Genomic DNA, 15,024 nt, shown 5'->3' with positions numbered 1-15,024 from the left:
CTGTTCACTTACCAGTACTATTCACCTACCAGTACTGGTAAGCGACAATTGAGCGAACCAGTGCTAGAAATGTTTAGCGCACTTGCCTCTTAAGTTAGTGGATTACGTAATAAATGGCAATTCAACGGTAGAACTTTAGACAAACCATTGTACAAGGTGGTTCACTGCCAGCGCGGCTTAGGATGGACGGCACAACGCCTGAAATGCTGCTTAATTCCGCCAAGGCTTACCATCGCAGGTCGCGTAGTTTTTACAATCGGCCGTACAGCCACGGCAAGGAAGTCGATACGGTGAGGGAGGTGTTACCGTTTTTTTAGATACCGTCATATCAATCTCACCTGTATTGCCAAAAGGAAGGAATTTTTACGCGAGTTTCCTCGCTAGCGGCCCTCTACGCAAGCGCCACTCGCGTCGCCCACCACTCACGACCATGCTCCAGCCATGAAAGAAGCGCTGGCGTTACGAGCAACACCAACACCATCGAACCGCCAAGGCCAAAGGCGATAGACGTCGCCATGGGAATCAAGAACTGCGCCTGCAGCGACGTTTCAAACAGCAAGGGCAAAAGCCCGCCAATTGTCGTGAGTGACGTTAGTAACACTGCCCTTACGCGCTGCACAACCGCTTCATTTAGCGCCGCGTTAATCGCCAACCCTTGTGCGCGCTGTTGGCGATAAAAGCTGACGAGAATTATGGCGTTATTGACCACAATGCCCGAAAGCCCAAATAAACCAAATAGCGACAAAATCGTAAGATCAATCCCCAGCGCCCAATGTCCCAATAGTGCACCTACCAAGGAGAAAGGGATGATCGCCAGCACGATCAGCGGTAGGCTCCAGGAAGCGAACACCCAAGTCAGCACGCCATACATAAGCCCGAGACCAATCACTAAGCCGGTACGCATATCCGCCATCGTTTCACGCTGATCTGCAGCGCGTCCTTCAAAACTAGCGCTCAAAAAATATTCACGCTCAAGGCGAGGAATCAGCTCGCTGGAAAGGCTTGCCAGCACCTGTTCTGCCGAGGTGACCTGGTCATTAATCTCCGCTGTCACTTCCACGGCCAACTGGCCATCCGCATGGCGCAACGTCTCAAACCCTTGGCGGTGAGAAAGCGTCATGACCTGAGATAGCGGCACCTGACGGCCATCCGCCAGTGTCACAGCCAGTCGCGATAGCGTCGAAAGACTTTCGCGCTGTGCTCTGGGCAGCTGCACACGCACTTCGATTTCATCGGCACCGGCCTGGTGAATCTGCACCACCTGGCCGTCGAACGCCGTACGCAGCTGGCTACCCAAGTCTTCAGTGGTCATGCCCAGCGCTTCGCCATAAGCATTGACCCGATAAATCAGCTGTTCGCGCCCCCAAGGCATATCGTCTTCGGTACTAAGCACTCCAGGCAACCCGGCCATTGCCTGGCTCAGCCTATCGGCAGCATCCCGCAGCCCTTGCGCGTCTTCACCGGTCAGTCGCACGTTGACATCTTTGCCCGGCGGGCCGGCGGCGCGTTCGTTAATGTTGAGGGTATCCAGGCCTGCCGGGGTTTGTATGCGCTCTCGCCAGGCTTGAATAAACGCCGCATTGCGCACATCACGAGCATCGGGGGAAATCATCTCCACCATCAAGGAGCCCACTTCATCCCCCGTGCGGGCAGGGGAGCCGCCGGATTGCGTGGCGCCATAGTGGGAAACAGCAACGCGCACCAGCCCCCCGCCCATGGCCTGATCGGTCTCTTGCAGGGTTGACTGCATATGATCGACAAGATCCGCCACTCGCGCACGTTCGGTGCCGGCGACGAAACTGGCATTGGCGTACACGATGCTCGATTCTGGTGAAGGAAAGAAATTAAAGCCCATCCGCCCGCCTGCCAGTAGCCCAGCGCTCACCAGGGTAATAGCCAGCGCGGTCGCCAGGGTGGCACCGCGATAGCGCAGGGTGAGCAGCGATAAGCGCCGAAAGGGTCCTTCGCGAAAGCTGTCAAAGCGCGTTTCAAAACGCTCGCGCAAGCGGACAATGCCGCGAGCCGGGTTCCATGCTTTTTTCTGCTTTTGCGACACAGAGTGCTTTGAAACCGTTTTCTTAGGCACAAACGCGTTGCGTAAGTGGGCGGGTAACACGACAAAACATTCCAATAGCGAAGCGATGAGAACGCAGATCATGATGACCGGAATGTCCCCGAGAATGTTGCCGATTACACCACCCACCATCAAGAGCGGCATAAAGGCAGCGACCGTGGTCAGCGATGACGCTACCACCGGCCATAACATACGCCGCGCGGCACCGGCCGACGCCAGCTTGGGGTCTTCCCCCATACGATAGTGGGCATCCGCGTCTTCACCCACCACAATGGCATCGTCAACGATAACGCCCAACGCCATAATCAGTGCAAACAGCGAGAGCATGTTGATCGAACCGCCAATCAGCCAGAAACTCCCCAAAGAGGCCATAAAAGCGGTCGGAATGCCCACCGCTACCCAGAACGCCACCTGGGCTGGCAAGAAGAAATACAACAGCACCACGACCAACAGCAAGCCGGTAGCGCCGTTAACCAAAAGCAGAGAAATACGCTCATCTATCAGCTGCCAAGACTCATCGAATACATCAAGCTCGACACCCGGTGGCAAAGTGGGGCGCACGTCTTTTATCCAGTTATCCAGCCGCTGCGCAGCTTCCAGCGAGTCGCCGCTTTCGGCGCGCTGCAAAATCATCTCGGCGGCAGGCTGACCACGGTAAGAAAGCGTTACCTGACCCTCGCGTGGCTCCTGATGGATGATGGCAATATCGCCCAGGCGCAGCTGCATACGGTCGCTACTCATCACCGTTAAATCTTCAAAAGCCAGGGCGTCGCGGCGCTGTTCAAGAGAGCGCAATTCGCGGGTACTGTCCTGCTGGCCGAGAAGCCCCGCGGGGAGATCCCGCGACATGCCTAGTACCCGCGCAGCAATTTCCCCAAGCGATAATCCAAGCGTCTGCAAGCGCTCAGCGGGCACTTCGATACTGATTTGCTGGGCAGGCAGGCCGTTGATCTGCACCCGGTCAATGCCCGCCAATAATAGTTCGTCCTCAAAGCGCTGAGTAATTTGGCGCAGCTCATGGGCGGCCAAATCACCGTGCACCAGCAAGCGTGCGACCGGCTCATAGCGGGCCAGGCGGGAGACCTCCGGCGCTTCCGCCGTTTCCGGCAGGTTGGTGAAGCTGTCGACCTGCTGACGAGCATCATCCAGGACCAGCACCGGGTCGCTGCCTTCATCAAACTCCAGGGTGATATTGGAGATACCCTGCGCCGAGGTCGAAGTCATCCGCTTCAGGCTATCGAGACTGCGCAGCCGTTGCTCAAGCGGGTTGGTAATGCCCTGTTCGATATCTTCGGCCGAGGCGCCGCTCCACACCACGCGCACATTGACAATATCCAGCGCAAAGGTAGGGAAAAACTGAATGTTCATTCGCGCAATGCCCAGCGCACCACCTAGCAACATCACCAGCATCACTAGGTTCGCCGCGACCTTGTGATGAACGAAAAAACCGATAAACCCACGATGCTGCGTCATGGATTTGGCCCTTCGTCATTCGCCACCTCGACGCGCAACCCCTGAACCGCATTGGGCAAATGCGTCGACATCACGCGGCCGCCCTCAGCCAGTGATTCAGCGCGAACCAGCAGCCAGCGCTCGCCGCCTCGACGGTGGGTTTCGCCCAAGCGCTTAACGCGTTGACGTTCAAGGCGGTTGTCGTCGTTAATGCGGTAAATCAGGTCATCGCCGTGCAAGGCGCCATAAGGTACCGCCAGCGCATTGGCCACCGGCGGGCGCCTTAGTTGCACAGTGACCATCGCCCCAGGGCGCAACCCATGGGCCTGGCCTTGGACGGAGAAAATGGCCTCAATACCAATCGGGTCGCTCTCCCCCGCTAAGCGCTCCAGTATAAAGTGCTGCACACCCTCTTCGCCCACGGCGATTAACGGCGTGCCCGCATCCAAGGCGCTTTCAAGTTCCGCCTGAAAGCGCTGAGGGATGCGCGCGCGTATTTCAAGCTCGCCAACAGGATAAAGCGATAACAAAGACGCTTGCGCGGCCACCTCATCTCCAGGGGCCACCTGCACGCGCGTGACACGGCCATCGAAGGGCGCATGAATACGGCCGCGCTTGAGATCACGCTGGGCGTTTTCCTGTATGACTTGGGCGCGGGCCAAACGCGCTTTAAGGCTTGCCAAGCGCGAAGGAAACTCGGCAATCGCGCTGTCACGGGCAGACACGTTCAGTTGGGCGCGGGCGACGGTATCTCGCGCGGCGTCGACATCGGCCTGCGAGGCCAGGTTGCGGCCTGCCAGCGAACGGCTACGCTCAAGCTGACGATTGGCACTGGCCAAGATATCGCGCTCTTGCGTTAATACCCGGCGATTGTTCTCATGGCGTATACGCTCGTTTTCCACCTGGGCTTTCAAATCGCCAACTTCCGCCTCGGCCTGGCGCAATGGCGATAAAAGCTCGTCCTCGTCCAGCGCCACCAGCAGCTCACCTTGTGACACGCGCTGCCCATCGCTGACCGGACGTGCGGCCACTCTTGCCGTAATAGGCGCCACCAAATCGACCATGTCTGGCGCCACCACTTCACCGAACAACGGTAATAACGGAACATGCTCACCAAGCGAGACAGGCAACGCCTCGACAGGCCAGCTGCGCTCCTGCGCTTCCACGGGAACTGGCTCAGGGCGAGTGAGACGCAAGGCCATGAAACCCGCGATACCGAGAGCCAGAATGATCAAAGGAATTAAACGCTTAAGCATAAGGATATCTGCGTATAGAATAAAGCCATCCCATCATAACGCATCGAGGCGTTTTGGGTCTTCATCATCATCCATGGTTTAACAAAACTGCCTGCGGCAATCCCGCGCAGCCAAACAGGTGTTCAATGAACCAACGACCTAACCACCATGTACTGCTCAGGTTGCTGGAGCTGCTGCGCCCTTATCGCCTGCGCCTTGCCCTGGCGGGCCTGGCCTTACTACTGGCATCCGGCAGCGTGCTGGCGCTGGGCAACAGGCTGCGCCTGGTGATCGACAACGGCTTTCTCGCTGAAGATTCGCAGGCACTGGCCAAAACCCTTGGCATGATGCTTGGCGTGGTGGCGGTGCTGGCCATGGCTTCCGCCCTGCGTTACTACCAAGTTACCTGGATTGGCGAACGCCTGGCAGCGGATTTGCGCCAACAAGTGTTCGATCATTTGTTAACTTTAGAGCCGAGCTTTTTCGAAAGTGCTAGCAAAGGCCGCGCCGCGGGCGAGATCGCCTCACGGCTAACCGCCGACACCAGCGTGCTGCAGAGCCTGTTCGGGTCATCGATCTCGCTGGCGCTGCGCAACCTGGTGATGCTGGTAGGGGCGGTGATCCTGATGCTGGTGACCCAGCCGTGGCTCTCGGCCATGGTATTGATTGGTATCCCCACGACGCTACTGCCAATTGTCTGGTACGGGCGCCGGGTGCGGCGGCTCTCGCGCGCCAGCCAGGACCGCGTGGCCGAGCTGGGCCGCTATGCCGAAGAGGCGCTGCGCGGCATCCAAACGCTGCAAGCGTTTTCTCACGAAGCGGTGGATCAACGCCACTACGGCCAGCGCGTTGAGCAAGCGTTTGACAGCGCCGTGGCGCGCACTCGCCAACGCGCCTGGCTGACTGGCGTGGCGTTACTGGTGGTGTTCACCGCCGTGGGGTTAATGCTCTGGCAAGGCGGGCAGGCGGTGCTCGCTGGCACCATGAGCGCGGGCGAACTCTCGGCGTTTATCTTTTACGCCTTGCTGGCCGCTGGGGCCGTGGCTACCCTAGCGGAAGTCGCGGGTGACGTGCAGCGCGCCGCCGGTGCCGCCGAGCGGCTGCTTGAATTGCTAGATACCCAGTCGAGCATTCAGCCCCCCGCCAAACCAGCGGCACTGCCACCGCCAACACAAGGCGCCATCACGCTGGACACTATTCACTTCACTTACCCCGGCCGCGACACCCCGGCGCTCGACGGGGTTAACCTGACGATTCAGGCGGGAGAGCGCGTCGCCGTTGTTGGGCCATCCGGCGCGGGCAAAAGCACACTGCTGGGGCTACTACTGCGCTTTTACGACCCGGACCAAGGCCGAATCACCCTGGACGGCCTGGATATTCGCACGTTGAATCTCACCGACTTGCGTGGCGCCATGGGTTTGGTAGCGCAAGAGCCCGTACTATTTAGCGGCTCGGTAGCCGACAACCTGCGCTACGGCGACCCTGAGGCCAACATCGAGACACTACGTGCTGCCGCTAGGAATGCCAGCGCGCTTGAGTTTATCGAGGCGTTCCCTCAAGGGTTTGATACGCCCCTAGGCCCGGGTGGCGTACAGCTTTCCGGCGGGCAGCGCCAGCGGCTCGCCATTGCCCGCGCGCTGCTGAAAAACCCGGCAGTGTTGTTGCTTGATGAAGCCACCAGCGCCCTGGACGCTGAAAGCGAGCGACTGGTGCAACAGGCCTTGGACCGGCTGATGATCGGGCGCACCAGTATCGTGATTGCCCACCGCCTAGCTACGGTGGTGAACGCTGATCGTTTATTAGTGCTGAAAGACGGGCAACTCGTTGCATCCGGCACCCATAGCGAACTTATTGGCACCAGCGCCCTTTATCGCCACCTGGCCGCGTTGCAGTTCGGCGCCGAAACACCTGCAACCGCTTAGGCGCCGCTATCCGCCTTGTGTAAAAGTGCTTTCATCGCGTCAAAAACTCCCCGCGCGGTCACCAACAAGTGGCGGCTGTAAAGATCGCGCGGAATATCTTCGGGCACCGGGTAGCGGTGCGCGAAAGAGGCCCCCGCCTCGCGGGCAATCAACCCGCCAGCGGCACAATCCCAAGGCGAGACGCTTTCGTAGTAAGCCCCCAACCGCCCGCACGCCACATCACATAAATCCAGCGCCGCCGAGCCGTTGCGGCGAATATCTTGGCACTGCGCCAGCACCGCCTCTAAGCGTTTCAGCAGCGCCGCACGGTCAGCTTTTTGGTAGGGAAAGCCCGTCGCCACCAACGTATGCGAAAGCGCAGTGGCGCCACTTGCCTGAATCGGCTCGCCATTGCACGTTGCGCCCTGGCCTTTAGCCGCCGCAAACGTCTCTTGTAAAAACGGCGCGTGGACCACGCCCACTTTACCCACGCCCGCTTCCAGCCACGCGATGGAAACCGCCACGTGGCGCAGGCCGTTGGCGAAATTAACCGTGCCGTCGATCGGGTCCACCACCCACAGCGCGGGTACGTCTAATTGCTGCTGCTCGGGGGATAATTCTTCGGAAAGCAACGCCTCACCGGGAAAGTGTTCTTCCAAGCGCTCAAGAATCAACGTATCAACGGCCACATCGGCATCGGTCACCAACTCCTCGCCGCCTTTCAAGCGCTGACCAAATGTTTGCGCTTCGCGAGCATCGGCAATCATTCGGCCTGCTTCCTCGGCGATAGACGTGGCAATCTCAAGGCGTTGATCTAACGTATACGTCATCGGCTCACTCACAAATCTACTTGGCTCTCGTTGGGTAGTCTTGATTAACGTTCTAACACGAGCATTTCACGCGTCATTTACCACAGTACGACACGCGGGCCTAAGAAGGCGTTTATCAATCGCCACGCCTTCCGCCCTCTTCAACATGGCTCGCTTCTTGGCAGACCCACTCTATTTGGCCGCTACCGCTTTGCAAGCGCGCCACCATCACCATGACACCATCGCGAATTTGCGAGTCGACATCAGGCAAGTCTCTGAAATAAAGGCGAAAGGTGCTGCGTGGCAGTTCATCAAACGTGCCGCTGGGTCAATGCGCTCAAGAAAGCGCCCGGAGATATCATCGAACTGCGGCTGCATTGCGTTTAACTCGCGCACAGAAGGCAACCGGCCGTTAGTGGCGACAAACTCGGCCAGTGTAATTTTGATAGTTCGCGTCAAGGTCACCCCTTCAAGCACCTGCGCCTGCGCCGGGAAATCACGATACGCCCGCATCGCTTGAATGATCAGCAAGCTGATAATCAGTATCACGATGAAAAGTTCAACAAAGGAAAAGCCGCGCTGGCGGGGTGGCATGCTTTTATCCTTGAGCGCAGGGCGTTATATCGGCGATGAATAATGGCAAGAATTATATAAGTTTTCACTCAACCGTTAAGAGCAGGATTACTTGGACTCACTCGGCAGCATCAAAATGACGAAGGCTCTCCTCTACAGCTACCCGGCAAATATTTTTCTTCAATACCGTTGCTTTTCGCCGACATACACGCCCATTTAATCGAACCACCATCAGCAATGAGTTCAACACGAAGGCGCTTGCCACGAATCGCATCGGCAACAGGCGGTTGATTACGCATTCTCATGCCTATGGCAACGTTGTCTTCCCGATAAAAGTAATCGACATTTTGAACGTAACGGGTTTGGCTTACCAACTCCTTTAAATTTGTATCCTTATCGGTACCAAAATCGCCGTCAAACGCATAACGTTCCGCTAGCTGCACTTTGACACCGCTCAACACATTCAGTGCTTCCGCGACCTGCGCCCTTGCCGTGTAATTTTGATACTGCGGCACCGCGATAGACGCCAACACGCCAATGATCGCGACGACGATCATCAGTTCAATTAGGGTGAAACCGCGTTGGTAAACGTTTTTGATCATGAAAAGACTACTCTTTTTCATCATAACAGGAGGCGGGCATATATTTTGCCGGAATCCTGGCATTACCAGTGCCGGTTGTCGTGCGGCATGAAAATTGGATCGAACCACTAGATTCATACGCTTCCATGACGATCCAACCCCCGGCAATTTCACTATTAGCAGTGTTGCTCATTTCGATAACAAAGCGTGCGTTGTACTTTCCATTTCCGGTAGCCGGAGAAATACCGATCGCTTCGACGTAGCCACCAAAGCCTTGACTCGCGTTGCCCCCGTGAACAGCCGCATGATCTGTAGGCAAACCAGCTTCTTCGTTACTCTGGGGGAAACGTCCGTTAATGGCATAATATTCCGTCATCGCCGTTTTGTAGGCAGCAGAAAGAGAGAAAGCCTCTGAAACTTGCGCCCTAGCGGTGTAATTCTGATACTGCGGCACCGCAATGGATGCCAACACACCAATAACCGCCACGACGATCATCAGCTCAATTAGGGTAAAACCGCTGTTTTTGCTATTTATCGCCATAAGAATTTATCCATGATCAGAGGCTACGGCATGAGCTGGGGAAATATTTGTCAGGAATGGAGGCATTATCGGCAGTGGCCGATTGGCATATCCACTCAAGCGATCCAGACTCTACTCCGTCTTGTGCAAATCGCGCATACATAATCATTGAGCGGCCCTGTAAATCGGGATTAACGCCCTCATTTTTGAAGGTCAAACGGAACAGGCTACGCGGGTTGCTGTTCCCCCCTGGATTACCACTACTAAACACACCATGAGCAACAACTTTTTTAATATACTTACCTGACATATCACTAACTAAGTCACCAAATTCATCATTTAGCTCTGCTTTATCTGCAGGGAGCCTGCCTTTAAGGGAGACAAAATCAGCAATCGCAGACTTAATTGGGACGGTTAGATTAATGCCTTCCGCCACCTGCGCCCTTGCCGTGTAATTCTGATACTGCGGCACCGCAATGGATGCCAACACACCAATAATCGCCACGACGATCATCAGTTCAATTAGGGTGAAACCACGTTGAGTTCCGTTCATGTCGTTTTCCTCCCAGAAAAAGGGGCTGTCAGAACAGCCCCATTACGATTGTGTTATGCGCTAAATATTAGTCTTTACAGCCAGCTGGCAGCTGATTTTCTTCAATTCCATTGCTACTACCTACCGCACATGTCCAGCCTGACTGTGGATTTTCAGTCGAAATATCCATGGTCTTGCCATCGCCTAGAGCACTATCACTATTAAAAGTAACAGTAATAGTACCTTTAGCTGGGGTTCCACTGGCAGCATATTTAGCGGACTTAACATATCGTCCACTGATATCAAGGTCAGTAGAATTTGCGTCTGCACCCAAAGCTTCGGCATTGGCTGGCATTTTGCCGGTTAAAGAATACTGCTCGGCAATATCAGCACGTGTGCCTGCCGTCACAGAGAGCCCTTCACTTGCTTGTGCGCGGGCGGTGTAGTTTTGATACTGCGGCACGGCGATGGACGCTAGCACACCAATAATCGCGACGACGATCATTAGCTCGATCAGGGTAAAGCCGCCCTGGCGGATGTTGCGCGGTGCGGTTTGGGTGAGTTTTTGCATAGAGATTCCTCTTGGTGAGAAAAGTCGTTTAGCGTTGTTAGCTAAACGTATGAGTTTATAACTGTTACAATAGCTTACGCGATGTCAATTTTCAATGTCACTTACCATGTTATATCGACTATATGTATGACAACTTGAGCGCCCTCAAGTTTCGTGCCGTGGAGGTGGTGAATATGGTACAAGTAGCCCCACCGCAAGCGTCGAGACGGCAGTGAACCCTATGACCCAACCCACGTACGAATCCACCCTTAGCCACGCGGCGGCGCGTGGGGGGCTGCGCGGTATTGCCCAGCGTTTGGTCAAGCATAAGCTGCTGACCGAGGCGCAAGCCGCTACCGCTGAATCGGCTGCCGCGCAGCAGGATATCTCGCTGCTCAGCCATGTCATTGAAAGTGGTATGGTCGACCCCGCGGAAGCCGCGCTGGCCGCGGCGTGGGAATATGGCTTGCCAGTGATTGACCTGGATTCGGTGCGTTTGAGTTCGCTGCCGCCCGCCGCGGAGTACCCGGTGCGAGTGCTACAGAATTTAAACGTGCTGCCGCTGGCGCGTCACGGCCACCGCTTGACCGTCGCAGTGCCCTACCCCGCCACACTCACCCAGCTCGATGAACTACAGTTCGCCACTGGATTGAGTGTTGAAGGCGTGCTAGCGCCAGTCGACCAGCTTACGACAGCGCTTAATAGCTACCTGGCGCAGAACGAGCGCAGCATGCTTGATGAGTTGGAAGGTGTGGACGACGCCGTCTCGTCGCTGAATATCGTGCAAAACGCCGACGGCGACGAAGTGCCGTTGGAAGAAGCGCCGCAAAACAGCGACGACGCCCCGATTGTTAAGTTTGTTAACAAAATACTGCTCGATGCCATTCGCCGCGGCGCGTCGGATATCCACTTTGAGCCGTACGAGACAAGCTTTCGCGTGCGCTTTCGCGTCGACGGCTTGCTGATCGAAGTCGCCCGCCCGCCGTTTGCCATGCGCAACCGCATTGCGGCGCGCTTAAAAATCATGGCGCGGCTGGATATCTCTGAGCGCCGCTTGCCACAAGATGGCGCGATAAAACTCAAGCTCTCACGCTCGCGCTCGCTGGATTTCCGCGTTAACTCGCTGCCAACCGTTTACGGCGAAAAGATCGTACTGCGTATTCTCGACCCCACCGCCGCGCAAATGGGCATTGAGCAGCTTGGCTTTACCGATGAGCAACGCATCCACTACGAGCATGCGCTTGAGCAGCCCCAAGGTATGATTTTGGTCACCGGCCCCACGGGTAGCGGTAAAACCGTCTCGCTTTATACCGGCATCAATATTTTAAACGAAGTCGAGCGCAATATTTGCACCGCCGAAGACCCGGTCGAGATCAAAGTCCCCGGCGTTAATCAGGTTAACGTGCTGCCCAAAATCGGCTTAGATTTCGCCAATGCGCTACGGGCGTTTTTGCGTCAAGACCCTGACGTGGTGATGGTGGGCGAAATCCGCGACTTGGAAACCGCCGAGATCGGCGTCAAAGCAGCGCAAACCGGTCACTTAGTGCTATCGACGGTACACACTAACTCGGCGGCGGAAACGCTCACACGCCTTGCTAATATGGGCGTGTCTTCTTTTAATATTGCCAGCGCCATGAGTTTGATTATCGCCCAGCGCTTAGCGCGCAAACTGTGCAAACACTGCAAGGAACCCATCGATATTCCCAAAGAAGCGCTGAGGAAAGAAGGCTTTCACGATGACGAAATCAACCGGGCGACGCTTTATAAAGCGGTGGGCTGCAAGCAGTGTACCCAAGGCTACAAAGGCCGCACTGGGATCTACGAGGTAGTGCCCATTAGTGACGAAATGCGCCAACTGGTCATGCGCGATGCCAACTCGCTGGAAATCGATAAACTCATGCGCGAAGAGGGCCACCCAAGCTTGCACCAAAGCGGCCTCTTAAAAGTCATGGACGGGCTAACCAGCCTTGAAGAGATTAACCGAATCACCAAAGAGTAACTTTTAGGAGAACACCCATGGCAAGAAAGCCACGGGCACGACGTACGCCTGAGATCCAACTTGCGCGTTGGAAATGGGTCGGCAAAGGCCCCAATAATCGCGTGCTAAGCGGAGAAATGGTCGGCAGTAGCAAAGCAGGCATCTCCACCGAGCTGCAAAACCAAGGCATTACCGTGCAAAAGCTGCGCAAAAAAGGCAGCCTAAGTGGACGGGGGCGTATTAACGCTAATGATATTATGGTCTTCGCCCGCCAAATGGCGACCATGATTCGCGCGGGGATTCCGCTTTTGCAGGCGTTTCAGGTCGTCGCAGAGAGCTTGAAAAAGCCAGCGATGGTGGCGTTGGTACAGCGCATGATGACCGAAGTCTCGGCGGGGTCAAGCTTTTCGGATGCCTTAAGCCGCCACCCCAAGTATTTTGACCGGTTGTTTGTCAACCTGGTGGAAGCCGGCGAACAGGCCGGTGCCTTGGATCAAATGCTCGAGCGCGTTGCCACTTATAAAGAAAAAACCGAATCGCTTAAAGGGCGGGTGAAAAAAGCCATGTGGTACCCCAGTGCGGTGATGGCCATCGGCATCGGCGTGACCATGTTGCTGCTGATTAAAGTGGTGCCAGAATTTGAGAGTATGTTCCAAAGCTTCGGCGCTGAACTTCCGGCGATGACACAGATGACCGTCAACCTCTCAGAACTGGCACAAAAATATTGGTTGCACGCTCTCGGCGCGGTGATCGCCAGCGTGCTACTGCTCAAAGAAGGCATTAAACGCTCGCCCAATATCGCCTACCGCTTTCACTTTTTCCTGCTGCGCTTGCCGGTGATTGGCGATATTCTGCATAAATCGGCCGTGGCGCGCTTTGCCCGCACGCTGGCGACCACGTTCGTGGCGGGCGTGCCGCTGGTGGAAGGGCTGGAAACGTCAGCGGGCGCCACAGGCAATAAAGTCTACGAACGCGCCGCCCACCAAGCCCGCCACGATGTGGCCACCGGTCAGCAGTTGCATTTTGCCATGCGCATGACCAACCGCTTCCCGGCACTGGCGGTACAGATGGTCAGCATCGGCGAAGAAGCCGGCTCACTGGACGCGATGCTCAACCGCGTGGCGGACTACTACGAAGAGGAAGTCGACAATAAAGTGGATGCTCTTACGTCACTCATGGAGCCAGTGATTATCGTCGTGCTCGGCGTACTGGTTGGTGGCGTGGTGGTTTCGATGTACCTGCCTATTTTCAATCTTGGCTCGGCGCTTTAAGGAGACATATGCATTCCACGCCGTTGATTTTTTGGCTGATTGCCCTACTGCTTGGTCTTTGCGTTGGCAGTTTTTTGAACGTGGTGATCACGCGCTTACCGGTCATGCTGATGCAACAATGGCGCGGCGAGGCCCGCGCCGCGTTAGAACTGCCGGATGAAACGCCACCGCGGTTTAATATTGCCTTTCCCGCGTCGATGTGCCCGGCTTGCCGCGCGCCGATTAAGTGGCACGACAATTTGCCGCTGATTGGGTGGCTAAAGCGTCGTGGGCGCTGCGCGGCCTGTCAGGCACGTATCAGCCCACAATACCCCCTGGTCGAGCTGTTTGGTGCTGCGATTGCGCTCGCAATCCTGGCGCTTTACGGCGTCACGCTACAAGCGCTGTTTATTGCCGGCGCCTGTTATGCCCTGCTGGCCATGGCCGTCATTGACCTGCGCACGCAGCTATTACCCGATATGCTAACGCTGCCCCTGCTGTGGGCGGGGCTGATCTACCAGCTGCTATTTCAGCCGCTGATGCTGCCATCCGCGGTGATAGGCGCTATCGTCGGCTATCTTGCGCTATGGAGTGTCTACTGGCTATTTAAGCTCGTCACCGGCCGTGAAGGCATGGGCTACGGCGATTTCAAACTGCTCGCGGCTCTCGGGGCGTGGCTTGGCTGGCAGTTCTTGCCGTTAGTACTGATTATTGCTGCAGGGCTTGGTGCCATCGTGGGCATCGCGCTGCAGCTCAGCATAAAAGACAAACGTGGCGTCCCCATGGCGTTTGGGCCGTTTCTGGCACTAGCAGGCTGGGTGGCGCTACTCGGCGGCGACGGCTTAATGGCGCTCTATCTGCAATTTAGTGGCTTAGGCTTATAATTTAGAAATCCGCGATAATAGTATGGGAGCAGCGATGATTGTGGGGTTAACCGGCGGGATTGGCTCGGGCAAATCCACCGTGGCGCGGGCATTTAGCGAGCGCGGCATCCCGTGGATCGATGCCGATGACGTCGCCCGTGAGATTGTCGCCCCTGGCGAGCCAGCGCTGGAAGCCATCCGCCAGCGCCACGGCGAGGCCGTGTTGCAAAGCGATGGCACGCTTAACCGTGCTCGTCTGCGTGAACTTATCTTCCAGCAGCCGGAGGAACGCACGTGGCTTGAAAGCGTGACTCACCCGCGCGTGCGCGAGCGCATTGTGACCCATCTTGAGCGAATGCAACGCGAAGACGCGCCCTATGTGCTGCTGGTGTCGCCATTGCTGTTTGAGTCTGGCCAAGATGCGCTAGTCGACTTTACCGTCGTGATTGATATTCCCGAAGCGTTACAGCTATCGCGCACCCTGGCACGCGACAAGGTGAGCGAAACCCAAGTGCGTGCTATCCTCGCCGCTCAAATGCCGCGCGAGGAGCGCCGCGCACGGGCCGATGCGCTGATTGATAACAGCCAAGACACCGTACACATGCGTGAGCAAGTGGCGAAACTCGATGAGCACCTGCGCGCAGCTACACGCTAATTTGACCCGTCACCCGATATATCCAGACGCTTTTAGAAGGAACGTATCCCC

General features: G+C 56.5%; 13 protein-coding genes. 5 read left to right on the top strand and 8 right to left on the bottom strand.

Features of this window, described 5'->3' with window-relative positions; all coding sequences use genetic code 11:
* Positions 1-391: 391 nt before the first annotated feature.
* Positions 392-3,547 (bottom strand): efflux RND transporter permease subunit, encoded by a 3,156-nt coding sequence (locus M8006_RS03545; protein WP_250080081.1) that lies wholly within the window; start codon positions 3,545-3,547, stop codon positions 392-394.
* The gene (locus M8006_RS03540; protein WP_250080080.1) at positions 3,544-4,782 is read right to left on the bottom strand and encodes an efflux RND transporter periplasmic adaptor subunit; all 1,239 of its coding nucleotides are present in this window, start codon (positions 4,780-4,782) and stop codon (positions 3,544-3,546) included. Before M8006_RS03540 ends, M8006_RS03545 begins: the two co-directional genes overlap by 4 nt.
* A 125-nt stretch (positions 4,783-4,907) precedes the next feature.
* On the opposite strand from M8006_RS03540, the gene M8006_RS03535 reads away from it, so the two are divergent.
* Entirely contained in the window at positions 4,908-6,683 is a 1,776-nt protein-coding gene (locus M8006_RS03535; RefSeq protein WP_250080079.1) for an ABC transporter transmembrane domain-containing protein, read from the top strand.
* Here the strand turns inward: M8006_RS03535 and M8006_RS03530 are convergent.
* The 6 genes from M8006_RS03530 to M8006_RS03495 form a co-directional block, all read right to left on the bottom strand.
* Positions 6,680-7,492, bottom strand: coding sequence for an inositol monophosphatase family protein (locus M8006_RS03530; protein WP_250080078.1), 813 nt, complete (start codon positions 7,490-7,492; stop codon positions 6,680-6,682). The genes M8006_RS03535 and M8006_RS03530 overlap by 4 nt on opposite strands.
* Before the next feature lie 207 nt (positions 7,493-7,699).
* Positions 7,700-8,065: a hypothetical protein gene (locus M8006_RS03525; protein ID WP_250080077.1), complete on the bottom strand. Its 366-nt coding sequence runs from the start codon at positions 8,063-8,065 to the stop codon at positions 7,700-7,702.
* A 110-nt stretch (positions 8,066-8,175) separates the two neighbouring features.
* Positions 8,176-8,646 (bottom strand): pilin, encoded by a 471-nt coding sequence (locus M8006_RS03520; protein WP_250080076.1) that lies wholly within the window; start codon positions 8,644-8,646, stop codon positions 8,176-8,178.
* A 7-nt stretch (positions 8,647-8,653) separates the two neighbouring features.
* Positions 8,654-9,166 (bottom strand): pilin, encoded by a 513-nt coding sequence (locus M8006_RS03515; RefSeq protein ID WP_284046912.1) that lies wholly within the window; start codon positions 9,164-9,166, stop codon positions 8,654-8,656.
* Positions 9,167-9,182: 16 nt separating this feature from the next.
* The gene (locus M8006_RS03505) at positions 9,183-9,698 is read right to left on the bottom strand and encodes a pilin (RefSeq protein ID WP_284046911.1); all 516 of its coding nucleotides are present in this window, start codon (positions 9,696-9,698) and stop codon (positions 9,183-9,185) included.
* A gap of 67 nt (positions 9,699-9,765) precedes the next feature.
* Complete coding sequence (locus tag M8006_RS03495; protein ID WP_284046910.1) at positions 9,766-10,248, bottom strand: pilin; 483 nt, start codon at positions 10,246-10,248, stop codon at positions 9,766-9,768.
* Positions 10,249-10,468: 220 nt separating this feature from the next.
* Between M8006_RS03495 and pilB the strand changes: the two genes are divergently transcribed.
* From pilB to coaE, 4 genes are read left to right on the top strand one after another with little or no spacing between them, the layout of a single operon-like run.
* Complete coding sequence (gene pilB, locus M8006_RS03485; RefSeq protein WP_250080075.1) at positions 10,469-12,226, top strand: type IV-A pilus assembly ATPase PilB; 1,758 nt, start codon at positions 10,469-10,471, stop codon at positions 12,224-12,226.
* 17 nt (positions 12,227-12,243) lie between these two features.
* Entirely contained in the window at positions 12,244-13,476 is a 1,233-nt protein-coding gene (locus M8006_RS03480) for a type II secretion system F family protein (RefSeq protein WP_250080074.1), read from the top strand.
* Between the two features lie 8 nt (positions 13,477-13,484).
* Positions 13,485-14,339 carry a prepilin peptidase gene (locus M8006_RS03475; protein WP_250080073.1) on the top strand — a complete coding sequence of 285 codons (855 nt, stop codon included), beginning with the start codon at positions 13,485-13,487 and terminating at the stop codon, positions 14,337-14,339.
* A gap of 34 nt (positions 14,340-14,373) precedes the next feature.
* Positions 14,374-14,973, top strand: a complete 600-nt coding sequence (coaE, locus tag M8006_RS03470) for a dephospho-CoA kinase (protein ID WP_250080072.1) — start codon at positions 14,374-14,376, stop codon at positions 14,971-14,973.
* Positions 14,974-15,024: the final 51 nt, after the last annotated feature.

The sequence above is a fragment of the Halomonas llamarensis genome (genome assembly GCF_023555005.1).
GTDB lineage: Bacteria > Pseudomonadota > Gammaproteobacteria > Pseudomonadales > Halomonadaceae > Vreelandella > Vreelandella llamarensis.
Note: the sequence above shows the minus strand (reverse complement) of the source record. Positions and strands in the feature narration are given on the sequence as shown.